The sequence below is a fragment of the Mesorhizobium sp. B2-2-3 genome (genome assembly GCF_006442405.1).
Lineage (GTDB): Bacteria > Pseudomonadota > Alphaproteobacteria > Rhizobiales > Rhizobiaceae > Mesorhizobium.
In genome coordinates this window covers 257257-282217 of the sequence record NZ_VFWC01000007.1, presented here as the reverse complement: position 1 = coordinate 282217, position 24961 = coordinate 257257, and the positions used below count along the sequence as shown (strand labels likewise).

The following is a 24961-nucleotide window of genomic DNA, read 5'->3' as shown; positions in this document are numbered from 1 at the left end:
GGAGCGCAGGCCTGAGCTGTGAGCTGCGCGCAGCTCACAGCCTGATCACATACTCCTTGCGGGTGGTTTCAAGCACTTCCCAGCTTCCCTTGAAGCCAGGTCGCAGCACGAAGCTGTCGCCGGCCCTGACGGTGCGCGCTTCGCCACCCTCCTCTTCGATCACCGAAACGCCGGAAAGGATGTGACAGAATTCCCATTCGTCGTAGACGATGCGCCACTTGCCCGGAGTCGATTCCCAGATACCGGCATAAAGACCGCCTTCGCGCTCCTCGACGTTCCAGGTGCGGAATTTCGGATCGCCTGAGATCAGGCGATCGGGCGCCGGCGCGCCTTCTTCGGCGTCGACAGAATCCGTCGATATCGTCAGGTAATGCTCGGACAGGATTTGCCTCCATGAGAACCGGCCTCGGGCCGGCTCGCCTTACCCCGGCGTTTTGCGCCGACCCTCCTACGAGGGGGAGGCTAGATCAAACTTTGGCGAGTGCCTGTTCGAGATCGGCGACGATGTCGGTGACGTCCTCGATGCCGATGGACAGCCGCACCGTGTCCGGTCCCGCACCCGCCTTGACCTTCTGCTCGTCGGACAGCTGTCGGTGCGTGGTCGACGCCGGATGGATGACCAAGGACTTGGTGTCGCCGACATTGGCCAAGTGCGAGAACAACTCCAACGCTTCGACGAATTTGACGCCGGCCTCGTAACCGCCCTTGAGGCCGAAGGTGAAGACCGCGCCGGCGCCTTGCGGCGAGTATTTCTTTTGCAGGGCGTTGTTCTTGTCGCTGGGAAGGCCGGGATAGTTGACCCAGGCCACCTTGGGATGGTTGGACAGCCAGCCCGCGACGGTGATCGCATTGTCGCAATGGCGCTGCATGCGCAGCGGCAAGGTTTCGAGGCCTGTCAAAATGAGAAAGGCGTTGAACGGCGAAATCGCCGGGCCGAGATCGCGCAGGCCAAGCACGCGCGCGGCGATGGCGAAGGCGAAATTGCCGAAGGTTTCGTGCAGTACCAGGCCGCCATATTCGGGGCGCGGTTCCGACAGCATCGGGTACTTCCCTGATTTCGACCAGTCGAACGTGCCGCCATCAACGATGGCGCCGCCGATCGAGTTGCCGTGACCGCCAATGAACTTGGTCAGCGAATGGACTACAATGTCGGCGCCGTGCTCGATCGGCCGGATCAGGTAGGGCGAGGCCAGGGTGTTGTCGACGATCAGCGGCAGGCCATGCTTGCGCGCGATGTCGCCGATCTTCTCTATGTCGACGAAGGTGCCGCCGGGATTGGCCAGACTCTCGATGAAGATCGCCTTGGTCTTGTCATCGATCTGGCTCTCGAAGGTTGACGGATCGTTCGCTTCGGCCCAGCGCACCTCCCAGCCAAAGTTCTTGAAGGCATGGCCGAACTGGTTGATCGAACCGCCATAGAGCTTGTTGGCGGCGACGAAATTGTCGCCCGGCTGCAACAGATTGTGGAACACGATTACCTGGGCGGCGTGGCCGGACGCGACCGCCAGGGCGGCCGTGCCGCCCTCGAGCGCCGCTATGCGTTCTTCGAGCACCGCCTGCGTCGGGTTCATGATGCGGGTGTAGATGTTGCCGAAGGCCTTCAGCCCGAACAGCGAGGCGGCATGATCGGCGTCGTCGAAAACAAAGGAGGTCGTCTGGTAGATCGGCGTGGCGCGTGCGCCGGTGGCCGGATCGGGTTTGGCGCCGGCATGGACGGCGAGCGTGTTGAAACCGGGCGTGCGGGTCACTGAAACCTCCCTCGAACAAAACTTCTGAAATTCGCCGGCCATTCTTGGCCAAGCTCGACCACGAATGCAAAGAAGAAAATACCCTTCGGCGTGTCATCTTCGACCAGATAGCAGGAAAATACGGCTCCTGCCGGAATAATTTTGCGCCTTCCCCTTGTCTATTTTTGCCGCACGCCGAAACTCTGGAACCCCGACCGCATCAGCGGCTTCTTCGACGACAGCACACCGGAATTGACCCCGGTCCAGCCGATCTCGCCGGACAGCTTGCCGTATTCGATCTTGGGGCAGCGGTTCATCACCACCTTGATGCCGGCGGCTTCGGCGCGCGCGGCGGCTTCGTCGTGGCGCACGCCGAGTTGCATCCAGATCACTTTCGGCAGGGGATCGAGCTTCAGCACCTGGTCGACAACGCCGGCCACCGCCGCCGAGGCGCGAAAGATGTCGACCATGTCGATGGGCTGGGCAATCTCGGCAAGGCTGCCATAGACCGTACGGCCGAGTATCTCCTTGCCAGCATGGCCCGGATTGATGGGGAACACCTCAAACCCCTTGGCCAGCAGGTATTTCAACACGAAATAGCTTGGACGAACGTCGTTGGCGGACGCGCCGACCATGGCGATGGTCTTCACCGAATTGAGGATGCCGGCGATGTAGGCGTTGTCATAGCTATCGTGATTCATGGCTCGTCCTCATACAACGCCTCGGCGAGAAAGCCATCAGGATCACTGCTGAAATCGCGCATCATGCGGAAGTGGTCCGTATCACGAAAATCGGTCGAATCTAGCCCGAACCGGCTGATGCGGAACAGCCGCGCGCCTGGACAGGCCATCAGCAGCGGCGAATGCGTCGCCATGATCACTTGCGCAGTGCCCGACCGATCCATGCGCCGCAGCATCTTGAGAAGTTCGATCTGGCGCGATGGAGACAGCGCACTTTCGGGCTCGTCGAGGATGTAGATGCCTTGCCTGCGGCAACGTTCCTCGAAGAAGCGGATGAACCCTTCGCCATGCGACCAGGACAGAAAGTCGGGCGGAGGTGGCTTGAACGGATCTTCCAGGGCCACCTGGTCAAGATAGCGAGCCACCGAGTAGAAGGATTCGGCGCGAAAGAACCAGCCGGCGGTGACTTTTGGCAACCAATGGCCACGGAAGGTATCTGCCAGCGCGGCACCACTCCTGTCGATGGCGCCGGAATGGTCGACAGGCCGGTAGCCCTTGCCGCCTCCGGCTTCGTCGTAACCGGCGAGCGCGCCGATCGCCTCGAGCAATGTCGATTTGCCGGTGCCGTTCTCACCGACGATGATGGTAATTGGTGTGGTGAATTCGAGTTCGAAGGCGTGACCACGAAACAGCGGCAGGTTCCACGGGTATTTTTCCCAATCGGTCACCCGCTCGGAATCGAGCAGAATGCGCTTGAGATAGGGCGCCTTGAGCCGCGTCAACTGCCTGCGGTAAGCCATCAATCGGGCAGCGAGATCGTACCGTCTTCCGTGATCGGAAAGGCCGGGTTGTGCGCCACTTCCCAGACATGTCCGTCGGCATCGGCGAAATAGCCGTACCAGCCGCCCCAGAAGGCACGGCCTGCCGGCTTGACGATGCGGCCGCCGGCCTCTTCAGCCATCGCAAGCACCGCGTCCACTTCGGCATCGGAGCGGGTGTTGTAGGCGAGATAGACGGCGGCAGGCGCCTTGGCGAAGGTGATGCCGGAATCCTCCTCGGCGCTGGCGCGCGGGAACAGGCCGAGTATAACACCACCCATCTGGAAGAAGGCGACGCCATCGGTGATGCCCGCATGGCGCTTCAGGCCCATCGTCTCGTAGAAGCGCACCGCACGATCGAGATCATCGGTGGCGATGGTGATGATGGAGATGCGCGGCTCCATGACTTTCGTCCTTATTCGTCGGTCCATTCCGGCTTGCGTTTGCCGATGAAGGCGCCGATGCCCTCCTGGGCGTCACGCGCCAGCATGTTCTCGACCATGACCCGGCCAGTATAGCCATAGGCATCCGCCAGCCCCATCTCGGCCTGCGCATAAAACGCTTCCTTGCCGGTCTTCAGCACCGAAGATGATTTTGAAGCAATGGTTTGGGCGTATTTGTTGACAATCTGATTCAGGTACTCGCGCGGCACGACGCGGTTGACCAGGCCGAACTCCTTGGCGGTCGCGGCATCGATGGTTTCGCCAGTCAGGAGCATTTCCATGGCGTGCTTGCGCGAGACGTTGCGAGACAGCGCCACCATCGGCGTCGAGCAGAACAGGCCGATATTGACGCCCGGCGTGCAGAACGTCGCCTCATGCGAGGCGATGGCGAGGTCGCAACTGGCGACAAGCTGCAGGCCGGCGGCGGTGGCAAGGCCATCCACTTCGGCGATCACCGGCTTGGGGTGGCGCACGATCGCCTGCATCAGCGTAGCGCAGGCGGCAAACGTCTCTTCGAAGAAGGCCTTGCCGCGATCGGCGTCGGCGCGGCGCGCTGTCATCTCCTTGAGATCGTGGCCGGCGCAGAATACCTTTCCGGCCGCCGACAGCACTATGACGCGAACGGCCTTGTCGGCCCTGGCACGGTCCAGTTCCTCCGTCAGCGCCGTCATCGCCGCCAGGGAAAGCGCGTTCGCGGGGGGATTGGCAAGCGTCAGGCGCAGCAGGCCCTCGTCGCGCCTAGCCACAACCGGCCCTTCAACTGCGACAGGCTTGATGGCAAGGATTTCGGCCATGGCTAAGGTCTCCGCGATTCCGTTCCGCTGGCAAGGTATCTAATATCGGCTGGGGTTTCATCAACACCGTATCGCTTGCGCCAGTAGGATGAAGGTGTTGCCAGAAACGCGCCGCTTCGCCCATACAGGCTTGGCGCAGAATGAGGACCGAGATGCCCGCCCAGACCAAGCTCGAGCCGGTGCTGACAGCAGCCCAGGTCAATGCGCTGATGGAGACCGTGTTTCCGCAGCTCAACGAAAAGGGCGCGGCCTTTGAGGCAACCGACGTGTTTCCCGGCGGCTGCACCGTGCGGCTCAATGCCGGCGAACGGCATTTGCGTCCCGGCGGTACGGTGTCCGGCCCTGCCTTGTTCACGCTGGCCGACATTGGCGGCTATGTCTGCGTGCTCAGCCATGCCGGGCCCGATGCGCTCTCGGTCACCACCAATCTGAACATCAATTTCGTCCGCAAGGCCGAGGCAGGACCGATCGATGGCCATTGCCGCATTCTGAAGCTCGGAAAGAACCTGATGGTCTTCGACATCGACATCGTCGCCGGCCCGGAGGGGCAGACAGTGGCGCACGCCACCGGAACCTATTCGATCCCGCCGAAACGCTGACACGGAGAAGGCCGATCCGGCATCCTGGCCGGAACTCCCGATCGACACGTCCGTTTTGCGGCATGCCCGATCTGACCACATACCTTGCCTTTCTCGGCGCCGTGCTTGCCTACCAGCTTTCCGGCGTCGGGCCCGATATGATGCTTGTGATCAGTCGCGGCGTCGGACAGGGCTGGCGCCACGCGCTGGCGGCCGCGACGGGCTGCGTATCGGCCGGCGTCGTGCAAATTCCATTACTTGCGATGGGACTTGCCACGCTGATCACATCCTCGCCGCCTCTTTACAGCTTTCTCCAAATCGTCGGCGCCATCTATCTGATCGCCATCGGGGTCAAATTCCTGCTGGCGCGCCGGCAGGATGAAAGTCGTACCTTTGCCTTTGCCAACACCGGTGGCACTACAGCCGCTTTCCGGCAGGGCATGATCTGCAATCTCACCAATCCGACGACGCTTGCCTTCATGTTAGCGGTGCTGCCGCAATTCGTTCACCCTTGGGCCGGTCCAGCGGCGTTGCAGTTCGTCATTCTCGGCACGACTATGAAGATGATGGGAATGTTTGTCCTCGGCGCTGTCGCGCTGACCTCCGGCGCGGTCGGCGGCTGGCTGTCGCGCCGAAGCAGCTTCGTCGTGTGGCAGGGAAGGCTGGCCGGAGCCATTATGGTCGGCGTTGGCATCAGACTCCTGCTTGCAGTGACGAGTGGCCGGCGGTGAGCGAAATACCAGCCGTTTTGGCGGTAGGCCGTGTTGTAAAATAATACCACATAGTTTAGCACTTGAAATTTAACGGTTTTTCGATTTCGTTGACTCCCAATGATGCTTGACGAGGGCTACTCTCTCCCCTATAAGCCCTCACGAAGCAGCGGCCCGCAAAGGCCGCCGTTTTGTTATTGGCGGCGGGCAAGCGCTTTTCGCCAATCCAAGCAACAAGAAACGCCTTCCTTATCGTTTGTGGATTGGGGAAGGTCCGAACCGAAAGCAGAAAACATGACAACCTTTTCGCAGAAGCCTGCGGATGTGGTGAAAAAGTGGATCCTGATCGACGCCGAAGGTCTCGTCGTCGGCCGGCTCGCCACCGTTATCGCCAATCATCTTCGCGGCAAGCACAAGCCGACCTTCACCCCGCATGTCGACGACGGCGACAATGTCATCGTCATCAATGCCGACAAGGTGGTGTTCACCGGCAAGAAGTTCACCGACAAGGTCTATTACTGGCACACCGGGCACCCCGGCGGCATCAAGGAGCGCACCGCGCGCCAACTGCTCGAAGGCCGTTTCCCCGAGCGTGTCGTCGAGAAGGCCGTTGAGCGCATGGTTCCGCGTGGCCCGCTCGGCCGTCGCCAGATGAAGAACCTGCGCGTCTATGCAGGCGCCGAGCATCCGCATGTCGCCCAGCAGCCAGAAGTCCTCGACGTGGCCAAGCTGAATTCCAAGAACAAGAAGGTCGCATAAGATGGCTGAGCTTTCCTCGCTCGCAGAACTGGGCGCCGCCACCGGCAACACCAATACGCAGGCCGCGGCACCCGTCCATGTCCAGAAGCTCGACAAGTCGGGCCGCGCGTATGCCACCGGCAAGCGCAAGAACGCCATCGCGCGTGTTTGGGTGAAGCCAGGTTCGGGCAAGATCGTCGTCAACGACAAGGAATTCGCGACCTATTTCGCGCGTCCGGTCCTGCAGATGATCCTCAACCAGCCGATCATCGCCGCCAACCGCTCGGGCCAGTACGACATCGTCGCAACCGTCATCGGCGGCGGCCTTTCGGGCCAGGCCGGCGCTGTGCGTCACGGCATCTCCAAGGCGCTGACCTATTATGAGCCGGCGCTGCGTGCCGTGCTCAAAAAGGGCGGCTTCCTGACCCGCGACAGCCGCGTCGTCGAGCGCAAGAAGTACGGCAAGGCGAAGGCCCGTCGTTCGTTCCAGTTCTCGAAGCGCTAGGCGCAGGCAGCTTCACAATCGAAAGGCCGCCTCCGGGCGGCCTTTTTGCGTTGCGCATCACTATTGAGCGGAATGGTCGGCGTCGCGGATGAACAGGAACGCGCAAAGTGCCGAGCCGGCCACCGCGAGCGCCGAGGCCAGGAATGCCAGTTGCATGCCATCGATCGTGCCCAGCGCCAAGGCGGACCCGAACAGCGCCACCCCGATCGCGCCACCCGACTGGCGCACGGTGTTGAGTACGCCCGATGCCGTTCCCGACATCTCCGCCGGAACGGAAGACAAGAGCGCGGTGGTCATGGCCGGTACGGCAAGGCCGATGCCGACCGGCAGGAACAGCAGGCGCCACAGCAGCGACAGGTAGGATGTTTCGGCCTGGATCAGCGCCATCAGTCCGAAACCGGCTGCTCCGACGAACAGGCCAACCGCCATGGGCAATCGTGGGCCATGGTTTGCGGCAATGCGCCCGGCGGCAATGTTCGACAGGGTGACCGCCGCCATGAACGGCAGGAAGGCGAGCCCTGTCATCTCGGGAGAAAAATGCCTTTCCTGCTGGAAATACAGGCTGAGCATGAAGATCGTGCCATAGAGCGTCAGGTTGACGGCCAGTCCGACAAGGCTCGTCACAGCCGGCACGCGGCTGGCAAAGAGACCGAGCGGAAACATCGGCGCCCTCGTCCGGCTCTCGACCAGCAGGAACAGGCTTGCGGCCACCGCCGCCAATACCAGTCCGCCGATGACCGGCATCGAGGTCCAGCCCGATGAACCGGTTTCGATAAAGGCGCCGGTCAGCGAAAACAGCGCCACCACGACAAGTCCCTGCCCCACCCAGTCGATCGGCGGCCGCTCGGCCTTGAGCGGCGTTTCCTGCAGAAACCGATAAGCCATCCAGATGGCGAGAGCGCCAATGGGCAGGTTGACCAGAAAGATGCTGGCCCAGCCAAGCGACGCGACCATGAAGCCGCCGAGCACCGGCCCTGCCGACAGCGCGATGCCGCCCGCCGCCGTCCACAGCCCAACGGCGCGTGCCCGGCGCGCCTTGTCGGACGCGTAGGCGCGATTGAGGAGTGCCAGCGAACACGGCATCAGCAAGGCGGCACCCGCGCCTTGTGCAGCGCGCGCCGCAATCAGCAACCAGGCACTCTGAGCCAGGCCGCAAGCCAGCGAAGCAATGCTGAACAGCGCCATGCCGCCAACGAAAACGCGGCGAGCGCCGACCCTGTCGCCGAGGGCGCCGCCGGCGAGCAGCAGCGAGGCGAAGGCAAGTGTGTAGGCGTCGACGACCCATTGCAGGCCGCCGACCCCCATCGACAGCCCAGTACCGATCCTGTTCAGCGCGATGTTGACGATGGAGACATCAAGCTGCACGACGACGAAGCCGAGGCTGGTCGCAGCAACGGTGGCGGCATAGGCGGCAGGGCGCTTGAGAACGATGGTATCGGGCATGCCCATGGATAACGGGTTTCCCCTGACACCGTTGCGTCAGCAGGCGCCGGCCTGCGACAACAAGGCCGGAACTTCAGCCGCGGCAAATCAATTGATGCTGGCGGTCGCGGCAGGTTCGACGCGTTCGCCCGTCTCCGCATAGGGCACGCGAAACCCATTTGCCGCCAGCCAGCCTATCGCCGCCTTTGGCTCATCGGTCTGGATGATGGTGGCGCCGCGATCGGCCCAGAAGCCCCAGGCTTCACGCGGCAGGCTGGCCTGAACCGCCAGTTCATCGCCCCGGCCGCCGGCAAGGAAGCCGCCCGGCTTGTTGACGATGGCGTAGGTGTCGGCCCAGATGTGCCAGTCGCCCCTCACCGCGGCCGCGCGCATGCGCGTGCTGAACAGCGGCCCGCCAGTCTCGGTCAACGTCTCCGCGCCGGCGCGCCAGTTGATCAGCTCGATCGCGCGCGGCGCAAAAGCATGGTCGACCGTCGCGGCGAAACCGGCGTCATGCACTGCGTCGTCGGCGATGATCGGCATGAACTGGAAGCCGCCGCCGACCGCTTCCATGGCAGCCTTCACCGTAGCGATCCTGGTCTGGTTCCACAGGTTTTCCTTGACGATGACCTGGTCGGCCATGCCGAGATCTCGCGCCACCGCGACCATACCCGACAGGTCCCCAACCTCGAGCTTGTTGTCGAGATTGATGAGGATCTGGTCCCGGGTCGCCAGCAGCATCTCGCGCAGCGTCGAGACTGTCTCGTCGGTTACGGCGCCCGTGCCTTCGATCACCAGCCGGCAACTCTTCAGTTCGGCCAGCGTGTACTTAACCACCTCACCCTTGCAGGTTGTGGTGCGATCAAGCCAGCTGTCATGCATGACTACAAACTCGCCGTCCTTCGAGCGCCGGATGTCGACCTCGACGATCTCGGCGCCGATCGCGATCGAGCCTTCGACGGCGGCGAGCGAATTTTCCGCATAGAGCGTCTTGCCGGCCTGCATGCTGCCGGCGCGATGCGCGACCACCATGACGTGGTCGCGCCACTGATTGGCATGTTCGAAGCGGTCGAGGATCTGCCTCGCACGGGTTTCGCCCGCCATTGACTGGCTGGCGGAAGCCGCCAGCGTGACGGAAAACAGAAGGCTCGGCCAGAAGGTCCGCATCGAGAATCGCTCCATTCCGGATCGAACCGGGAATAGGCGATGCCCGTGACGTCTAGGTGAACGAAGCCGGCTAGCGGTTGCCAGCGATATGTCGCCTCAGATGCGTTTCGACAGTCGGCGGAACCAGGCCATCGCAGGCATCTCGACGAAACGCCAGGTAATCCAGGAGACACCTATCGTGGCAAGGAGCATGACGAGGATCGCAACGTCCCCCGCCCAGCCGGCGCCGAAGCCGGTCGCCGGCTCTCCGCGCAAGACGATGTCGCCGACAAGACCGGGGCCGAGCTTGCGCTCGACCAGGCCGGCGACATTGATCATGCGCGCCTGGACGAAGATGTGGACCATGTAGATCGAGTAGGACAGCGCGCCGAGCGTCAGAATGAGTGGGGTTCTCAGAAAGACACTGATCCAGCCCCCCTCATGAGCAAAGAGAAACAATGCCAGTGCAAACACCAGCGGTGCTGCGATCCCGGCATCATTGTCGCCCGCCAGTGCGACGAAAAGCACAATGACAGCCGCCATGACGATTTCGGCAAGGGTCCAGCTCAGCAACGGGCCGGTCCGGGCAAGCGCCTGTCGCGCGCCTGCAATGGAATCATGCTGGAACCAGGCAAGCAAGGCGCCGAGCGAGAAGCCGTACAGGCAGCGTATGAAGCCGAAATCGAAGGACACATCCATATGGTGGGTCGAGAAGCCAAGCAGAAACAGCGGCGCGGTGATGGCGGCGGCGACGAACCACACCCAGGCGCGTGCCCCGGCGGTGAAGACCACTCCCGCGAACAACAGGTAGGCGAAGAACTCCGCCGAAATGCTCCAGCTTGGCGCATTCCAAGTCAATTGGTCCTCGAAGCCGACCCCCTGGAGCAGCAGCAGGTTGGCAAGCAGGCTCTGGAGGCTGAAGCCGCCGGTGAAGGGAGCGGCACCGGCGCCATGCACCTGCGGCAGCATCAGCCGCAGCAGCTCGAAGCCGGCAAAGGCGGCGAGCATGAGAAGGTGCAGCGGATAGATGCGGCCGAAGCGCACCAGCGCAAAGCGTGCGACCTCCCGCGGCTGGTTCAGCCGCCAGCCATAGGAGCTGGCGATGACGAAACCGGAGAGAACGAAGAAGAAATCGACAAACAGATAGGACGAACCGACAAAGGCGCTTTGCGAGATCGTCGAAGCGGTCGGGAAGTGGAACAGCGCAACCAGCAGGGCGCAGATGCCGCGCCACGAATCGAGAACCAGGAACCGCTCACCCGCCACCGTGCCGGACTGGATCGACGCCGCGCCATGGGGAGAATCAAGAAACGCGGTCTGTGTCATGATGATACAATCCTGTCTCGCGGCGGCACCGCGGCCGCGCCGTTTCGTTTCCCCAAGCTGTGACTGGCATGTTGCGTGCCGGTTCTGTAGTTGTTGCACCCCGATAAAAACCAAGGATCCGTAATGGCGAACAAGAACATCGACCATGCCTTCACAGCCCGCTCAAAGACGGGCGCTTCGCTGGAGCCGACCTATGCCGGCGCGCTGTCGTTCATGCGACGCAAATACACGAAGGATGTGAAGGGCGCGGACGCTGTGGTTTGGGGCATCCCTTTCGATGCCGCCGTCACCAATCGGCCCGGCGCGCGTTTCGGGCCGCAGGCGATCCGCCGCGCCTCGGCAATCCTCGACAACGATCCGCAATATCCCTTTTCGCGCGATCTGTTCGAGCACCTCGCGGTGGTCGACTATGGCGATTGTCTGCTTGATACCGGCAACCACCAGAAGACGCCGGGGACGATCGAACGCGAGGCGACCAAGATCCTGAAGACAGGTGCTTTCCTGCTGTCGCTGGGCGGCGACCATTTCGTCACCTGGCCCCTGCTCAAGGCACATGCCGCAATCCATGGCCCGCTCGCTCTGGTGCAGTTCGATGCGCACCAGGATACCTGGGAGGATGACGGCAAACGCATCGACCACGGATCCTTCGTCGGCCGCGCGGTCAAGGAAGGCATTATCGATCCCGACCGCTCGATCCAGATCGGCATCCGCACCCACGCGCCCGACACGTTCGGCATCAAGATCCTCTACGGTCATGAGATCGAGGAGATGCGTGCATCCGACATCGCCTACGCCATCGTCGACAGGACGGGCGGCAAGAAGACCTATCTCACCTTTGATATCGACTGCCTTGATCCTGCCTATGCACCCGGCACTGGCACGCCGGTCGCCGGCGGGCCGTCCTCTGCAAAGATCCTGTCGACGCTGCGCCAGCTCAATCAGATCGATATTGTCGGGGCCGATGTCGTGGAGGTTGCGCCGGCCTACGATCACGCCGATATAACGGCGATTGCCGGCTCGATGATCGCCATGCAGTATCTTGGCCTGCTGGCCGAGCGGAAAGCACGGCTCGAAGAGCTGAACAACGGCAGCCACAACGGCGCCGCGGTGAATCAAGGCAACGGCATATAGTTTTTCGATATCAGGGAATTTGATCAGCCAATGAAACCGAGAATCTTCATCGACGGCGAGCACGGCACCACCGGCCTCCAGATCCGGGCGCTGCTTGCCGAGCGCGGCGACCTGGAGATCATTTCAATTCCCGCCGAGCGCCGCAAGGAAACGGCGGCGCGAGCCGAATTCCTCAATGCCGCCGACGTTGCGATCCTGTGTCTCCCGGACGATGCGGCGAAGGAAAGCGTGTCGCTGATCTCCAACGAGACCACCAGAGTCATCGATGCTTCGACCGCGCATCGCGTCGCGCAAGGCTGGGAATATGGCTTTGCCGAGATGGACAAGGAGCAGGCGAAGAAGATCGGGGCGGCAAAACGCGTCGCCAATCCCGGCTGCTGGCCGCAAGGACCGATCGCGATGCTGCGGCCGCTGGTCGCCGCCGGCCTTCTGCCCGCGGATTTCCCGGTCACCGTCAACGGCATCTCCGGTTATTCGGGCGGCGGCCGCCCGATGATCGAGGACTATGTCGCCAAGGGCGAGGACGCCTCTGAATTTCTACCCTACGGGCTCACCCTCCAGCACAAGCACGTGCCGGAGCTCAGGGCCTATGCGAAACTGTCGCACGATCCGATCATGCAGCCAGCGGTGGGCAATTTCGCGCAAGGCATGATCACGGTGGTGCCGCTGCAGCTCGGTGGCCTCGACCATGTGCCGACCGGTGCGGAACTCCATGCAGCCATCGCCGACCATTTCGCCGCCATCAAGGGCGGCGTGGTCGAAGTGGCGCCCTATGCGCATCTGGAGCGCATTCCGGAGATCGATCCGGAAATCTACAATGGCACCAACCGCATGAAGCTCTACGTCTTTGCCAATGACAAGCGCGCGCAGGCCCTGCTGCTCGCCGTTTACGACAATCTCGGCAAAGGGGCATCGGGGGCTGCCGTACAGAACATGGACCTGATGCTCGGCCTCTGATGGCGGCACCGGCATTTCCGGACCGTTGGAAGATCAGCGCGCCCGAGCTCATCGCCGAGACCTTTTCGAGCCGCATCTGGAAGGTGCGGCGCGAGGACGGCTCGCCGGCGATCGTCAAGGCGCTGAAGCCATTCGATGACGTCGCAGACGAGTTGCGCGGCGAGCATTTCCTTGCCTGGCGGCGCGGCGAAGGCGCCGTGCGGCTGCTGGGCCGCGACGGGCATTCCATGTTGCTCGAATATGCCGGGGAGACCATGCTGTCGCATGTTCTTGCCGAGCAGGGAGATTTGGCCGCCACGGAAATCGCGGCGGAGGTGATGGCAAAGCTGTTTTCGCCATCGGATCACCCCGCTCCGCCCGACCTGCAGCCGCTTCGGGAACGATTTTCCAGCCTGTTCAAGAAAGCGGAGGCCGACCGTGTCGTTGGCCGGAACAGCCTTTATGTCGAAGCGGCGGAAATCGCCGACCGGCTGCTGGGTGGTCCGCATGATATCAGGCCGCTGCATGGCGACCTCCATCACGACAACATCATGCACGGAGCACGCGGCTGGCTGGCGATAGATCCGAAGGGCGTTCTCGGCGACCCGGGATTCGATGCCGCGAACATGTTCTACAATCCTCTTGATCGCGACGACCTTTGTCTCGATCCCCCACGGATTGCCGGGATGGCTGAAGTTTTTGCGCGAACGCTGAGCCAGACGCCGGCGGCAATACTGGATCACGCCATCGCCTATGGCTGCCTGTCGGCTTCCTGGCACCATGAGGACGACAACGCGATCGAGGAGAACCGCGAACTGTCGGTCGCAGCAGCGATCCGAACGGTACGGCTCGGCTTCTGATCCGTGCCGCCTTGCGTCAGGCGGAATTCGACGGCGACAAGACGATGGCGCAGTCGAACGTTCTGGATGTGACCGGAGAGACTCAGCGTCCGAGGGCGATCTCGTGGGGCAAGGGATATGCGCCCTTGGTGCCGCGCCAATGCGCGGCGGCGAACCCCAGCACGATCAACGCGAATCCCTGGTGGGTCAGCGCCATGTGCAGCGGCACATGCATCAACAGCGTGCCGATGCCGACGGAGGCCTGCACCAGCACCAGGGCAAACAACAGCGTCGCGCGACGAGCATGCGTTGAACCGGGCAGACGGCGACGCGTGGCGATCATGTGCCACAGGGCGACGACGAACACCGTGTAGGCGCCGATCCGGTGCACGAACTGCACCGTCTTGGGGCTTTCGAAGAAATTGCGCCATGCCGGCTCCAGGATCAGCAGATCGCCGGGAATGATCTTGCCGTCCATCAGCGGCCAGGTGTTGTAGCTCAGGCCAGCGTGGAGCCCGGCGACCAGACCGCCGAGATAGATCTGGATCAGCGCCAGAAGCACTATGAAACCAGCCAGTTTCTGGGTCGAACGATCGGCCGCAGGTTCCGAATGCGGCGCCAAGCCGCGCGCGACGACCATGGTCGCCGTGAAGATCAGCGCGGCAAGCGTCAAATGGGTGGCGAGCCGGTACTGGCTGACCGAGACGCGGTCGACCAGACCGGAGGCAACCATCCACCAGCCGATGGCGCCCTGCAGACCGCCGAGAAGCAGGATGCCGACCAGCTTCGGCCCCAGTCCGCGCTCGATGCGGCGCGCCGCCCAGAAGAACAGCAGCGGCAAGGCAAAAACCAGACCGACGCTGCGCGCCAGGAGACGATGCGCCCACTCCCACCAGAAGATCGACTTGAATGCCTCGATGCTCATGCCCTTGTTGAGCTCGGCATATTGCGGGATCTGCTGATAGCGCTGGAATTCCTCTTGCCATTCGGCGTCGTTGAGCGGCGGGATGACGCCGTGGATCGGCTGCCACTCGGTGATCGACAGGCCGGACTCGGTGAGCCTTGTGGCGCCGCCGACCAGCACCAGCGCGAACAGCACCAGAAGCACGACGTAGAGCCAGCCGCGCACCAGCGCGCGGTTGTGCAGATCGCGGTCACGCGCCTCGTAAGGCGCGGCAGTAATGGCGGCCATGGATTTTATCCCGGCAGGTTGAAGTCGCGGATTGGTGGACCATCGCATTCCCGCATGCAAGACCGGGCGGCGCGGCACGCCGTCGCGCCGCGTCTGTCGGGTTGCACAGCTTCGCGTCAAGGCCTATGGCGAAGCCGACACATTGAGCTGGGCCGCACTTTACCCCGGCTCCAGGAGGCCAACCATGCCCGTGCGCCTGAAAAAGCTGATCGGAATGTTCCTGCTGGTGGCGCTTGTCATCATCTATGCGCTGGTCGCATCGATCTTCGCGGTCGCCCGGCTGTCCGAGGCGGGCCCGTGGACGCATTTCCTGTTCTTCCTGCTAAGCGGCCTGCTCTGGGTGCTGCCGGCCATGGGCATCATCAAATGGCTGATGCTGGAGCATCGGCCCAAGCGCTGAACCGTTGCCGGCCGGCCTCAGATGGTGACCACCATCTTTCCGGCGTTGGCGAGCGGCGTCGTCACGCCAGACAGCATGGTGCGGATGTGGGCGAGGTTCTGATAACGGCCGTTGACCGAGATGCGCGGCAATGCGTGCAGGAAGCCGGCGTGTTCGGCGCGCAGCACGCCATGACGGGTGGTCACGGCCGAGGTGTAGCCGGCATCGCGGACAAGGCCCACTTCGCGGCAGCCGACGGCGCTGGCATAGCCGTAGGGATAGGCGAAATGGCGCGGCTCCTCGCCCAGCTCGGCTCGCAGGATGGACTTCACCCCGACGATTTCGTGCCGCGCGTCGGCTTCTGAAAGCCGCTTCAGATTGCTGTGGTTGATCGTATGAGCACCGATCGTTACGAGCGGATGCGCTGCGATCGCGCGGATCTCCGACCAGGTCATCAGCGTGTCGACGCGCGGCCGGCCGGCGTCGACGCCTTTCGCATGCGCCAGTTCGCGCAGCACGGCGCGCAGGTCCTCCTCGCGAACCTCGGTGGTGAGATAGGTGTGCAGCCGTGCGATGGCCTGGAGCTTTTTGGCCGGGCTGGTGCAGTCGATCGTCGTTTGCCCGTCGGACGTCGTCAGGGTCAGGCGATCGCCCGCGTTGACGAGATCCTCGACCACGTCCCACCACAGATCCGCAGTGCCGTTGATCAGCCCCGGAGCCACATAGATGGTGATCGGCGCGCCGTGCTTTTCCAGCACCGGCAAGGCTTCGGTCATGTTGTCGCGATAGGCGTCGTCGGCGGTGATGGCGGCGAACTGGCCGCCCTTGCGGCGCGCCGCGATACGCTCCACCGCCTCGTCCATCGAGACGAAGGCGTAGCCATCCGCCTTCAGGCCGGCAATCATGGCGTCGAGGAAGCCGGGCGCAATGTTGAGATGACGGTTGACGCTGTCGGGCTTTTCGGGCTTTGCCGTAACGCGGTGCAGCATGAGGATGGCGCCAATACCGCCGACCAGCGGTTTGGCCAGCGGTGCGAGGCCGGTATAGCGGGCGACGTTGAGCGCCAGCTTTCGGATTGCCTCCCCGCCGTCGATCATTCCTTCACCTTTTGCGCCTAGGCTGAACCAAGCACGGATACGCCTGAGCGCCCCCAAATCGGCAGCAATACGCCCTAAGGATTGAGGTATGGTTGACGCGGCCGCGTCATTTGACGGCAATCGCCTGGCGGCAATCGAAGCCCCGCCCAGTGTGCCGCCAATAGAGCCGGCTGGGCTGTCGGTTTCCACCGCTTCCGCCGATGGGCTCGCGGCCTATGCCGCGTTCTGCCGCTCCGCCGTGTTCGCGCCGGCGCAGAGCGCGGTTTGGATCCGCAACTGGGCCGCGCAGGTCGAGCCGGACCCGGTCGTGGCGATGCTGAATTGCGAAGGCAGACCGGTTTTCGCACTGGCGCTGGAGGTCGTCGGCCATGGGCCATTCCGTGTTGCGCGCTTCATGGGCGGCCGCCACGCCAATGGCAATTTCGTCGCCGCCGACCCGCAATGGCTTGCCAGGGCGGACAGTGCGGCTATTCGTTCGACCCTGGCGGCCATAGCCGAGGCTCGCCCCGACATCGATCTCGTCGCCTTCGAACGCCTGCTGCCCGACCTCGATGGCGTAGCCAACCCACTCGCCTCGTTCGATTATTTCGACAGCCCGAACCTGTCGCTCGCCGTCGACCTGGTCGGCGGTTTCGATGCACTGCTCTCTCGCGCAAACGGAAAGCGCAAACGCAAGAAGCACCGCTCGCAGACGCGCAAGTTCGAGGCCGTCGGCAGCCATCGGCGCATCGAGGCGCGGACCGTGGACGAGGTCGGCCGGCTGCTCGACGGCTTTTTCGAGATGAAGGAATCCCGCTTCCGCAGGATGGGCATCGCCAACGTCTTCGGCGACAATCAAGTGCGGGCGTTCTTCCGTGCTCTGTTCACCGAGGCGCTTGCCGAGGATAAGCCCTCCTTCGTGCTGCACGGGCTCGAGGTCGCCGGCAAGCTTCGCGCCGTGACCGGATCGAGCCGCTCGGGCAAACGGCTGATCTGCGAGTTCGGCGCGATCGCCGAGGATGACCTCGCCCACACCAGCCCCGGCGACTTCCTGTTCTTCGACAATATCCAGGAAGCCTGCGAGGCGGGTTTCGACGTCTATGATTTCTCGGTCGGCGACGAGCCGTACAAGCGTTTATGGTGCGATATCGAAACGCAGCACTTCGAGGTGCTGGTTCCGCTGACGTCGAAAGGCCGCGCACTGGCGCTGGGGCTGCGGCAAAGTGCCAGACTGAAAGCCGTCGTCAAGAACAGTCCGACGATCTGGAAGCTGACCAAGCTGCTGCGTCGCAAGGCCGCTGGCCAGGCGCCGGCGCCCGCCGAGGACGGTAGCTAACCCGCCCACCTTCCAACGTGATGACCACAAGCGCCGTTCATCGGACTCAAGCCGCCGAGCGCCTTCCCGGCACCGGAGTGCCCGGCGGTTCGTGGCCGAGCGGGGTCACCAGCGTCAACTCCGGATAGCCATTCTCGATAAGCTTGACGGCGGCCTGCGTCACCTCATCATCCGGCTCCAGCATGGAGAGGAACACTTCGGTCGCATCGCCACCCAGACGGCTGATGCCTTGGGCGTCGGCGGGACCGCATTCGACTACCACCAGGTCATAGGCGGTGGTCAGCGATTGCATGATGATCGGCAGCCGGTCGGCGGCGCGCATGGCGCGAACCGGATCGGCGGTGCCGACAGGAATGACATGGCAGTCGGAATAGAGGTCGGGGTGGATGACTTCGCTGAACTGCGCCTGCGACGCGAGCAGATTGGTGATGCCCGGGAACAGTCCGCTGTCGAGCATCGGTCGCGAGGCGGCGCCGGAAGCCGTGAGGTCGAGCAGCAGCACGCGCAGGCCGGCGTCGGAGACCTCACGCGCCACCAGGATCGCGGACGCGGCCGCCTCGTCACCTTCGGGCGACACGAAGATGGCGCGCGCGGCGCCGCTTGCGATCAGCTTTTCCGCCGCTTTTTCAACGTCGATCTCGCCCAGCACCGAACGCGGCCTGGTTTTGGCGACCGGGACGGCCTCGGCAACAGGGACGGTTTCGGCGACCGGTGCGCCGGCGGCGGGTTCGACCTCTATGGCAGATTCCGCCGGCGAGGGCAGATCCGGTTCCACCATCATCTCCGGTTCCACCGCTTTCTCAGCGTGGTGCTCAGGCCCGGACTCTGGAATGATCGTCGTTTCCCTGGCCGCGACCGGCATCGCCACCTCGTCGATCGGCTCGAAGCGAGCGCCGCTGGCCGGGCGCATGGCGCGGCCGGAAAAGAGTTCGCGCAGCAGCGTGAACACCGACATGAGCAAAAGCGAGGCGGCAAAAGCAGCACCGACGATCGGCCCGATCTTGGGGAAGTAGGCCTCGGAAGGCACTACGGCCTTCGAGATGACACGCGCGTCGACCGGCACGTAATTGCGATCCTGGCGCGAAGCCGCCTCGCGGTAGTTGGTCAGGTAAAGTTCGAGCTGCTGGCGCTTGGCGGCAGCGTCACGCTGCAGCGCATCGAGACCGACCTGCTGTTCGCCTGCCTCCGCGGAAGCCGCCTTCAGCGTGTTGACGTCGGCGACGAGCTGGCTCTCACGTGACTTGGCGGCATCGGCCTGCATCGCCAGGCCCTTCATCACCTTTTGAGCTTCACTGCGGATCTGCGCGTCGAGATCGGCTAGCTGCGATTTTGCCGCGCGGATGCGCGGATGATTGTCGAGCAGCGTCGTCGACAGGTCGGCGATGTTGGCGCGCAGTTCGACCTGCCGTTCGCGCAAGCGCTGGATCAGATCGGATGACAGTACCTCGGGCAGCGAATCCAGCGAGCCGCCATTCTGCAGCGCCTTGCGCACGCTGTCGGCGGTGCCTTCGGCGGCGGCGCGGTTGGCCCGCACCCGCGACAATTCGGTGGACAGTTCGGCCAGTTGTTGGGTGGCGAGCACAGAATTGTTGCCGCCCACCAGAAGGTCCGACTGGGCGCGATAGGCGGCGACCTTGGCCTCGGCATCCCTGACCTGCTTCTGCAAATCGGCGATCTCGGGAGCCAGGAAGTCCGCCGCGGCGGTGTTGGATTCGAGCTTGGCCGCGCCCTGCCCGGCAATGTAGGCGGCGGCAATGGCATCGGGGATAGCAGCCGCGAGCTTGGGATCTTCCGAGGAGAACTCGATGGCGATGATACGCGTCTTTTCGACGCCATAGACGTTGAGCTTCTCGCGCATCTTCTTCAGGACGCGCTCATCGACCGGGATATCCAGGGGATCGTTCTTCAACCCCACCAGGATCAGCAGGCGGCTGAGAGGCGACATATCGACAGTTTCATCGAATTCGTGCAATCGCGACAGATCAAGCTTCTGCGCCACCCGCTTCAGGATTTCGTTGGACGAAATGATCTGGACCTGGGTGGCGACGCCTTGCTCATCGAGGATCGGCTTGTCGCTGTCATTACTGCCGGCGGGGCGCGTGTAGACGGATTCACGCGTATCGATCTGAACCTGCGTCTGGGCCTTGTAGTGCTTGGTTGCCAGCGAAGCGAGCGCAAACGCCAACCCGGTGACCACCAGGGAGACGACCAATATTCGCAGCCAGTTCCTCGCCAGGCTGGCGAAGAGCTGCCCAAGATCGACGTCAACGTCTGCGGCCGTGGACTGAACGGACATGCATCCTACTCCGATACGGATCGCGTGCACCGTAAACAACTATGGTAACTCAGCCGTTAAGATCACAGCAAGCTTCCGCTAGGACTTACTGGGAGGCGCCAAGCAAAATCGCCAAAGTTGTAAAACTCCTGTCGATCGATGCCGTATCGGTCGTACCCTTTACCGGCCATTAACCCTAACAGGACGATAACGGACGCGCTCTCAGATGTTTGCTGCGACGCCGCAGCGGCCAGTCGAAGGTATGTGTCCTGTCATGAAAAGCACTGCTTCCCTCTTTCGCGCGCTGCTTGCCGTGTCGATGCTTGCCGGCTGCTCCAGCTACCGGCCGACGCCGGCCGCCTTCCACGAGGTGCTCGATCAACCCTATCGCCTGGGCGCCGGCGACCGCGTCCGCGTCACGGTGTTCGAGCAGGACGGGCTGACCAACACCTATAGTGTCGACCAGTCCGGATATCTCTCCTTCCCGCTGGTCGGTGCCGTGCCGGCCCGCGGCCACACCGCCCAGCAGATGGAAAAGGAAATCGCCGACAAATTGCGCCAAGGCTATCTGCGCGATCCTGACGTTTCCGTCGAGATCGACCGCTACAGGCCTATCTTCGTCATGGGCGAAGTGGGCGCCGCCGGCCAGTATTCCTATGTGCCCGGCCTCACCGTTCAGAAAGCCGTCGCCATTGCCGGCGGCTTCACGCCGCGCGCCAACCAGGAAAGCGTCGACATCACCCGAGATATCAATGGCAAGGTGATGACCGGCCGGGTTGTTACGTCGGACCCGCTGCTGCCCGGAGATACTGTCTATGTGCGCGAACGTCTGTTCTGACGAACACACGTGGCGGACAAACTCAGGATCGTCCATTGCTTTCGTTCACCTGTCGGCGGGATCTTTCGGCATGTGCGGGACCTCGCGGAAGCTCAGGTCGCCGCCGGCCATTCGGTCGGCATCGTGTGCGATTCGACCACAGGCGGGGAATACGAGGAGCGCCTGTTCGAGCGGATGAAGGCCATGCTGGCGCTCGGCATCCATCGCACGCCGATGCAGCGCCATGTCGGACTGGGGGATCTCGCCTCGGCCTGGCGCACCTACGGAATCATCAAGGAATTGCGGCCGGACGTGCTGCACGGGCACGGCGCCAAGGGTGGCGCCTATGCCCGTCTGTTCGGCTCACTGTTGCGGGTATCAAGGTCTCGCGTAGCCCGCCTTTATTCGCCGCATGGCGGTTCTCTCCACTATGACGAGAGCACGTTCACGGGAAAGCTGTTCTTCGCGCTCGAGCGATCCATGGCTCACTTCACCGACTGTCTGCTGTTCGTCTCGGACTATGAGCGACGCACCTATCGCAGGAAGGTCGGCGAGGCGCCCATTCCGAACGCGCTGATCTACAATGGCCTGCGCGCGGCTGAGTTCGACCCCGTTCCGGAGAAGCCCGGAATGGTGGACCTGCTCTACATCGGCATGATGCGTGACCTCAAGGGACCCGACATCTTCATCGACGCGCTGGCCCTTGCGGGGACACGGCTCGGACGCCCGCTGGGCGCGGTCATGGTGGGCGACGGCGACAACCTGCCTCGGTACCGCGCGCAAGTGAGGCGGCTCGGGCTTGACGGCAATGTGCGTTTCCTGCCGCCGATGCCGGCCAGGGATGCCTTTGCGCTGGGCGCGCTGGTCGTCGTTCCTTCGCGCGCCGAAGCATTGCCGTATGTCGTGCTCGAGACGCTGGCGGCGGGAAAACCGATGATCGCCACGGCCGTTGGCGGCATACCGGAGATCTTCGGCGCCGATTCCCCTGCCCTGATCAGACCTGATCCGTTGCAGCTTGCCGACAAGATCGCCGAAGCGCTGGCCGATCCCGCCGCCTATCGAAAACTGATGCCCGATCGCGCCGATCTGGAGGCACGCTTCGGAGCCGATGTCATGGCTGCCGAGATCGAGAAAGCGTATTTCGCGGCGCTGGCCAAATAAACCACCGGCCCAAGCCCTTCCAAAGCCACGCGTTGTTTCAAGGGTTTCTTAGCTCTCTTTTGCTATTGCCTGGGGGAAGCTTGCGGAAATCCCATGAACGAGATCGATCCCGTGCACCGCTTTTCGGCAGAGGCTGTGCGCAAACTCGACACCCCGACCGATGGCGGCATGCCGGGCGGCATGAATGATGTCGCCCGTCAGGTCGCCTCGCAATACCGGCGCGATACGATGTCGCCGATCATGGTCAGCGGCGTCCTGCGGATGGTCGAGTTCGCAGTGCTGTTCCTTTCCGGCCTCGGCGTCTATTTCTACTTTGTCGGCTTCTTCAACTATTTCGCCTGGCAATATCCGCTGACGATCGCCGCCGCGTCGTTCCTTGCAGTGGTGCTGCTCGACGTCACCGATTGCTACCAGATCGTCTCGCTCATGCGGCCGATCGCCAATTTTGGACGTTTGCTGCTGGTCTGGGCCGGCACGTTCGCCCTCATGGCGCTGACGGCATTCGTGATGAAGATATCTGAAAACTATTCACGATTGCTGTTCGGCACCTGGTTCGCCGTCGGTTTCATTCTCATCTTCGGCCTGCGGCTGGTGATGTCGAAGCTGATCCGGCGCTGGGCGCGCGACGGCCACATGGAGCGGCGCGCCGTCATCGTCGGCGGCGGCAAGGCAGCGGAGGTCCTGATCCGCTCGGTCGAGAGGCAGCCCTACAACGACATCCGCATTTGCGGCATTTTCGACGATCGCAGCGACAAACGCTCGCCGCCTATCGTCGCCGGCTATCCCAAGCTCGGCACAATCTCGGAGCTGATCGAATTCGCCCGCATCGCCCGCATCGACATGCTGATCGTGTCGCTGCCGCTGACCGCCGAGTCGCGCGTGCTGCAATTGCTGAAGAAACTGTGGGTGCTGCCGGTCGACATCCGGCTGTCGGCGCATTCGAACGCGCTGCAGTTTCGTCCACGCGCCTATTCCTACATCGGCTCGGTGCCGATGCTCGACATCTTCGACAAGCCGATCAACGACTGGGATTCGGTGGCCAAGCGCGCCTTCGACATCGTTTTCAGCCTGATCGGCATCGTCGTGTTCTCACCGGTGATGCTGGCGACCGCTATCGCCATCAAGCTCGACAGCAAGGGACCGGTGCTGTTTCGCCAGAAGCGGCATGGTTTCAACAATGAGGTGATCGAAGTCTACAAATTCCGCTCGATGTATGCCGACCGGTCGGACCCGACCGCCAGACAGACGGTCACCAAGAACGACCCGCGCGTTACCCGCGTCGGCCGCTTCATCCGCAAGACCTCGATCGACGAGCTGCCGCAGTTCTTCAATTCGCTCTTGGGTTCGCTGTCGCTGGTCGGCCCGCGGCCGCACGCGATTGCCGCGCAGTCGCACAACCTGCTCTACAACGAAGTGGTCGACGGCTATTTCGCGCGCCACAAGGTCAAGCCCGGCGTCACCGGCTGGGCGCAGATCAATGGCTGGCGCGGCGAGATGGACACCAATGAGAAGATCCGGATGCGGACGGAATACGACCTCTATTATATCGAGAACTGGTCGATGCTGTTCGACCTGCGGATCCTGTTCCTGACGCCGATCCGGCTGCTCAACACGGAAAACGCCTATTGAGCGCGGTCACCCATGACCTGCCGCGCGCGGCGGTCAATGCGAAGCTGATCGCGCTGATTTCCTCGGGCGCGGTCGGGCTCGGCATCCTGCTTTCCGGCTTCGTCATCAGCGAGCCGGCTCCTTACGAAATCTACATGGCCGGCCTGATCGCCATCTGGGCGCTTTTCGGTTTGAGGATTTCGCACGCGGCCGCGCCGCTGCTGGTGCTTCTGGTGACGATGAATATCGGCGGCATGATCGCCATGACGCAGATGTCGGACCTCGCCAACACGCCGCTCTACCTTGCAGTGTCGCTGTTTCTCGCCTTCAGCGCGGTCTTCTTCGCATCGGTCACCGCCACGCAGCCGAGCCTCTACCGGCTGATCTTCATTGCCTATGTGATATCCGCGGTGATGACTTCGCTACTCGGCATAGCAGGGTATTTCCATGCCTTCCCGGGCGCGGAGATGTTCACCAAATACGACCGCGCCGCAGGCGCCTTCCAGGACCCGAACGTGTTCGGGCCGTTCCTGGTTCTGCCCGGCATCTATCTGCTCTATCTGCTGCTGACCGGGCCGGTCTCGCGCATGCCGCTGCTGGCGGTGCCGCTGCTCATCATCACATCAGGCATCTTCTTCTCCTTCTCGCGCGGCGCCTGGGGCATGTTTGCCGTCTCTGCCGTTCTGCTCACCGGCTGCCTGTTCCTGCAGAGCAACAGCGGCATGTTCCGGCTGCGCGTGGTGGTGATGACCATCGCGGCACTGTCGCTGCTGACGATCGCCATGATCGTCATCCTGCAGCTGCCCGGCGTGGCGGAGATGTTCTCCAACCGTGCCCATCTCGAACAGAGCTACGACACCGCCCGCCTCGGCCGCTTCGCCCGTTATGCGATCGGCTTCCAGATGGCGATGGAGCACCCGTTCGGCATCGGGCCTCTGGTGTTCGGCACCATCTTCGGCGAGGACACCCACGACATCTGGCTGAAGATGCTGATGGACTATGGCTGGCTCGGCTTCGTATCGTTCCTGACGCTCGTCATCTGGACGACATGTGCCGGATTCCGCATCCTGCTGCGCGACCGGCCATGGCAGCCCTATCTCCTGTGCGCCTATGTCGCCTTCATCGGCAATGTCGGGCTCGGCACCTTCATCGATATCGACCATTGGCGCCACGTCTACCTGCTGCTCGGATTGGTCTGGGGCGCGATCGCGCTGGAACACCGTCATCAGCGGCAATTACGGCTGGCGATGCCGGGCTCAACAGCCATCGCATTCACACCAGCGCGACAAGCGCCGAATTTCGGTTGACCCGAGCGGGGTTATCA

General features: G+C 63.0%; 25 protein-coding genes. 13 read left to right on the top strand and 12 right to left on the bottom strand.

The genetic code is table 11. The features are described 5' to 3' along the window. Nucleotides 1–34 precede the first annotated feature (34 nt). The 6 genes from FJ951_RS15565 to FJ951_RS15540 all read right to left on the bottom strand — a co-directional run bounded on the left by FJ951_RS15565 (nucleotide 35) and on the right by FJ951_RS15540 (nucleotide 4462). Nucleotides 35–385 carry a cupin domain-containing protein gene (locus tag FJ951_RS15565; RefSeq protein WP_181165167.1) on the bottom strand — a complete coding sequence of 117 codons (351 nt, stop codon included), beginning with the start codon at nucleotides 383–385 and terminating at the stop codon, nucleotides 35–37. A gap of 82 nt (nucleotides 386–467) precedes the next feature. After that, on the bottom strand, nucleotides 468–1748 hold the full coding sequence (locus FJ951_RS15560) for an O-acetylhomoserine aminocarboxypropyltransferase (RefSeq protein ID WP_140493947.1): 1281 nt from the start codon (nucleotides 1746–1748) through the stop codon (nucleotides 468–470). 158 nt (nucleotides 1749–1906) lie between these two features. After that, the gene (locus FJ951_RS15555; RefSeq protein WP_140493949.1) at nucleotides 1907–2428 is read right to left on the bottom strand and encodes a CoA-binding protein; all 522 of its coding nucleotides are present in this window, start codon (nucleotides 2426–2428) and stop codon (nucleotides 1907–1909) included. Continuing rightward, a complete protein-coding gene (locus tag FJ951_RS15550) occupies nucleotides 2425–3207 on the bottom strand; it encodes an AAA family ATPase (protein WP_140515746.1) in 783 nt (260 codons plus the stop codon). Before FJ951_RS15550 ends, FJ951_RS15555 begins: the two co-directional genes overlap by 4 nt. Further along, nucleotides 3207–3629 (bottom strand): VOC family protein, encoded by a 423-nt coding sequence (locus tag FJ951_RS15545; RefSeq protein ID WP_140515744.1) that lies wholly within the window; start codon nucleotides 3627–3629, stop codon nucleotides 3207–3209. The genes FJ951_RS15550 and FJ951_RS15545 overlap by 1 nt, the downstream gene beginning before the upstream one ends. A gap of 11 nt (nucleotides 3630–3640) precedes the next feature. Further along, nucleotides 3641–4462, bottom strand: a complete 822-nt coding sequence (locus FJ951_RS15540; protein WP_140493954.1) for an enoyl-CoA hydratase — start codon at nucleotides 4460–4462, stop codon at nucleotides 3641–3643. A 152-nt stretch (nucleotides 4463–4614) separates the two neighbouring features. On the opposite strand from FJ951_RS15540, the gene FJ951_RS15535 reads away from it, so the two are divergent. The 4 genes from FJ951_RS15535 to rpsI all read left to right on the top strand — a co-directional run bounded on the left by FJ951_RS15535 (nucleotide 4615) and on the right by rpsI (nucleotide 6993). Beyond that, nucleotides 4615–5061: a PaaI family thioesterase gene (locus FJ951_RS15535; protein WP_140493956.1), complete on the top strand. Its 447-nt coding sequence runs from the start codon at nucleotides 4615–4617 to the stop codon at nucleotides 5059–5061. Nucleotides 5062–5198: 137 nt separating this feature from the next. After that, nucleotides 5199–5771 (top strand): LysE family translocator, encoded by a 573-nt coding sequence (locus FJ951_RS15530; RefSeq protein ID WP_246671730.1) that lies wholly within the window; start codon nucleotides 5199–5201, stop codon nucleotides 5769–5771. A 273-nt stretch (nucleotides 5772–6044) separates the two neighbouring features. After that, entirely contained in the window at nucleotides 6045–6509 is a 465-nt protein-coding gene (rplM, locus tag FJ951_RS15525; RefSeq protein ID WP_010915638.1) for a 50S ribosomal protein L13, read from the top strand. 1 nt (nucleotide 6510) lies between these two features. Then, nucleotides 6511–6993, top strand: coding sequence for a 30S ribosomal protein S9 (rpsI, locus tag FJ951_RS15520; protein ID WP_140493960.1), 483 nt, complete (start codon nucleotides 6511–6513; stop codon nucleotides 6991–6993). Nucleotides 6994–7053: 60 nt separating this feature from the next. Here the strand turns inward: rpsI and FJ951_RS15515 are convergent, their stop codons facing one another. The 3 genes from FJ951_RS15515 to FJ951_RS15505 form a co-directional block, all read right to left on the bottom strand. Continuing rightward, nucleotides 7054–8442: an MFS transporter gene (locus tag FJ951_RS15515; RefSeq protein WP_246671729.1), complete on the bottom strand. Its 1389-nt coding sequence runs from the start codon at nucleotides 8440–8442 to the stop codon at nucleotides 7054–7056. A gap of 81 nt (nucleotides 8443–8523) precedes the next feature. Then, entirely contained in the window at nucleotides 8524–9582 is a 1059-nt protein-coding gene (locus FJ951_RS15510) for a glycerophosphodiester phosphodiesterase family protein (protein WP_140515740.1), read from the bottom strand. 96 nt (nucleotides 9583–9678) lie between these two features. Beyond that, nucleotides 9679–10887 (bottom strand): acyltransferase, encoded by a 1209-nt coding sequence (locus tag FJ951_RS15505; protein ID WP_140515738.1) that lies wholly within the window; start codon nucleotides 10885–10887, stop codon nucleotides 9679–9681. 123 nt (nucleotides 10888–11010) lie between these two features. On the opposite strand from FJ951_RS15505, the gene speB reads away from it, so the two are divergent. Genes speB through FJ951_RS15490 form a run of 3 tightly spaced genes read left to right on the top strand, consistent with a single transcriptional unit; the run spans nucleotide 11011 to nucleotide 13814 of the window. After that, the gene (gene speB, locus FJ951_RS15500) at nucleotides 11011–12018 is read left to right on the top strand and encodes an agmatinase (protein WP_140515736.1); all 1008 of its coding nucleotides are present in this window, start codon (nucleotides 11011–11013) and stop codon (nucleotides 12016–12018) included. A gap of 30 nt (nucleotides 12019–12048) precedes the next feature. Next, nucleotides 12049–12975 carry an N-acetyl-gamma-glutamyl-phosphate reductase gene (gene argC, locus FJ951_RS15495; RefSeq protein ID WP_140515734.1) on the top strand — a complete coding sequence of 309 codons (927 nt, stop codon included), beginning with the start codon at nucleotides 12049–12051 and terminating at the stop codon, nucleotides 12973–12975. Continuing rightward, nucleotides 12972–13814 (top strand): aminoglycoside phosphotransferase family protein, encoded by an 843-nt coding sequence (locus FJ951_RS15490; protein WP_210239458.1) that lies wholly within the window; start codon nucleotides 12972–12974, stop codon nucleotides 13812–13814. Before argC ends, FJ951_RS15490 begins: the two co-directional genes overlap by 4 nt. Nucleotides 13815–13896: 82 nt before the next feature. On the opposite strand, the gene FJ951_RS15485 is transcribed toward FJ951_RS15490, so the two are convergent. After that, nucleotides 13897–14985 (bottom strand): COX15/CtaA family protein, encoded by a 1089-nt coding sequence (locus tag FJ951_RS15485; RefSeq protein ID WP_140515730.1) that lies wholly within the window; start codon nucleotides 14983–14985, stop codon nucleotides 13897–13899. A 184-nt stretch (nucleotides 14986–15169) separates the two neighbouring features. Between FJ951_RS15485 and FJ951_RS15480 the strand changes: the two genes are divergently transcribed. Further along, nucleotides 15170–15385 carry a DUF2842 domain-containing protein gene (locus FJ951_RS15480; protein WP_140515728.1) on the top strand — a complete coding sequence of 72 codons (216 nt, stop codon included), beginning with the start codon at nucleotides 15170–15172 and terminating at the stop codon, nucleotides 15383–15385. 17 nt (nucleotides 15386–15402) lie between these two features. On the opposite strand, the gene FJ951_RS15475 is transcribed toward FJ951_RS15480, so the two are convergent. After that, complete coding sequence (locus FJ951_RS15475) at nucleotides 15403–16461, bottom strand: polysaccharide deacetylase family protein (RefSeq protein ID WP_140515726.1); 1059 nt, start codon at nucleotides 16459–16461, stop codon at nucleotides 15403–15405. A gap of 88 nt (nucleotides 16462–16549) precedes the next feature. Between FJ951_RS15475 and FJ951_RS15470 the strand changes: the two genes are divergently transcribed. Further along, on the top strand, nucleotides 16550–17776 hold the full coding sequence (locus tag FJ951_RS15470; protein ID WP_140515724.1) for a GNAT family N-acetyltransferase: 1227 nt from the start codon (nucleotides 16550–16552) through the stop codon (nucleotides 17774–17776). 46 nt (nucleotides 17777–17822) lie between these two features. Here the strand turns inward: FJ951_RS15470 and FJ951_RS15465 are convergent, their stop codons facing one another. Next, nucleotides 17823–20072, bottom strand: coding sequence for an exopolysaccharide transport family protein (locus FJ951_RS15465; protein ID WP_140515722.1), 2250 nt, complete (start codon nucleotides 20070–20072; stop codon nucleotides 17823–17825). A 253-nt stretch (nucleotides 20073–20325) separates the two neighbouring features. On the opposite strand from FJ951_RS15465, the gene FJ951_RS15460 reads away from it, so the two are divergent. The 4 genes from FJ951_RS15460 to FJ951_RS15445 all read left to right on the top strand — a co-directional run bounded on the left by FJ951_RS15460 (nucleotide 20326) and on the right by FJ951_RS15445 (nucleotide 24944). Continuing rightward, nucleotides 20326–20889, top strand: a complete 564-nt coding sequence (locus tag FJ951_RS15460) for a polysaccharide biosynthesis/export family protein (RefSeq protein ID WP_140493982.1) — start codon at nucleotides 20326–20328, stop codon at nucleotides 20887–20889. A 9-nt stretch (nucleotides 20890–20898) separates the two neighbouring features. Then, nucleotides 20899–22029: a glycosyltransferase family 4 protein gene (locus FJ951_RS15455; protein ID WP_140515721.1), complete on the top strand. Its 1131-nt coding sequence runs from the start codon at nucleotides 20899–20901 to the stop codon at nucleotides 22027–22029. Nucleotides 22030–22122: 93 nt separating this feature from the next. After that, nucleotides 22123–23658: an undecaprenyl-phosphate glucose phosphotransferase gene (locus tag FJ951_RS15450; protein WP_140493986.1), complete on the top strand. Its 1536-nt coding sequence runs from the start codon at nucleotides 22123–22125 to the stop codon at nucleotides 23656–23658. Continuing rightward, nucleotides 23655–24944: an O-antigen ligase family protein gene (locus tag FJ951_RS15445; protein ID WP_140515719.1), complete on the top strand. Its 1290-nt coding sequence runs from the start codon at nucleotides 23655–23657 to the stop codon at nucleotides 24942–24944. The genes FJ951_RS15450 and FJ951_RS15445 overlap by 4 nt, the downstream gene beginning before the upstream one ends. Nucleotides 24945–24961 lie beyond the last annotated feature (17 nt).

Coding starts and splice junctions, on each gene's coding strand:
- FJ951_RS15555 (WP_140493949.1), bottom strand. CDS start 2,428: ATGAATCACGATAGCTATGACAACGCCTACATCGCCGGCATCCTCAAT.
- FJ951_RS15550 (WP_140515746.1), bottom strand. CDS start 3,207: ATGGCTTACCGCAGGCAGTTGACGCGGCTCAAGGCGCCCTATCTCAAG.
- FJ951_RS15545 (WP_140515744.1), bottom strand. CDS start 3,629: ATGGAGCCGCGCATCTCCATCATCACCATCGCCACCGATGATCTCGAT.
- FJ951_RS15540 (WP_140493954.1), bottom strand. CDS start 4,462: ATGGCCGAAATCCTTGCCATCAAGCCTGTCGCAGTTGAAGGGCCGGTT.
- FJ951_RS15535 (WP_140493956.1), top strand. CDS start 4,615: ATGCCCGCCCAGACCAAGCTCGAGCCGGTGCTGACAGCAGCCCAGGTC.
- FJ951_RS15530 (WP_246671730.1), top strand. CDS start 5,199: ATGATGCTTGTGATCAGTCGCGGCGTCGGACAGGGCTGGCGCCACGCG.
- rplM (WP_010915638.1), top strand. CDS start 6,045: ATGACAACCTTTTCGCAGAAGCCTGCGGATGTGGTGAAAAAGTGGATC.
- rpsI (WP_140493960.1), top strand. CDS start 6,511: ATGGCTGAGCTTTCCTCGCTCGCAGAACTGGGCGCCGCCACCGGCAAC.
- FJ951_RS15515 (WP_246671729.1), bottom strand. CDS start 8,442: ATGGGCATGCCCGATACCATCGTTCTCAAGCGCCCTGCCGCCTATGCC.
- FJ951_RS15510 (WP_140515740.1), bottom strand. CDS start 9,582: ATGCGGACCTTCTGGCCGAGCCTTCTGTTTTCCGTCACGCTGGCGGCT.
- FJ951_RS15505 (WP_140515738.1), bottom strand. CDS start 10,887: ATGACACAGACCGCGTTTCTTGATTCTCCCCATGGCGCGGCGTCGATC.
- speB (WP_140515736.1), top strand. CDS start 11,011: ATGGCGAACAAGAACATCGACCATGCCTTCACAGCCCGCTCAAAGACG.
- argC (WP_140515734.1), top strand. CDS start 12,049: ATGAAACCGAGAATCTTCATCGACGGCGAGCACGGCACCACCGGCCTC.
- FJ951_RS15485 (WP_140515730.1), bottom strand. CDS start 14,985: ATGGCCGCCATTACTGCCGCGCCTTACGAGGCGCGTGACCGCGATCTG.
- FJ951_RS15480 (WP_140515728.1), top strand. CDS start 15,170: ATGCCCGTGCGCCTGAAAAAGCTGATCGGAATGTTCCTGCTGGTGGCG.
- FJ951_RS15475 (WP_140515726.1), bottom strand. CDS start 16,461: ATGATCGACGGCGGGGAGGCAATCCGAAAGCTGGCGCTCAACGTCGCC.
- FJ951_RS15470 (WP_140515724.1), top strand. CDS start 16,550: ATGGTTGACGCGGCCGCGTCATTTGACGGCAATCGCCTGGCGGCAATC.
- FJ951_RS15465 (WP_140515722.1), bottom strand. CDS start 20,072: ATGTCCGTTCAGTCCACGGCCGCAGACGTTGACGTCGATCTTGGGCAG.
- FJ951_RS15460 (WP_140493982.1), top strand. CDS start 20,326: ATGAAAAGCACTGCTTCCCTCTTTCGCGCGCTGCTTGCCGTGTCGATG.
- FJ951_RS15450 (WP_140493986.1), top strand. CDS start 22,123: ATGAACGAGATCGATCCCGTGCACCGCTTTTCGGCAGAGGCTGTGCGC.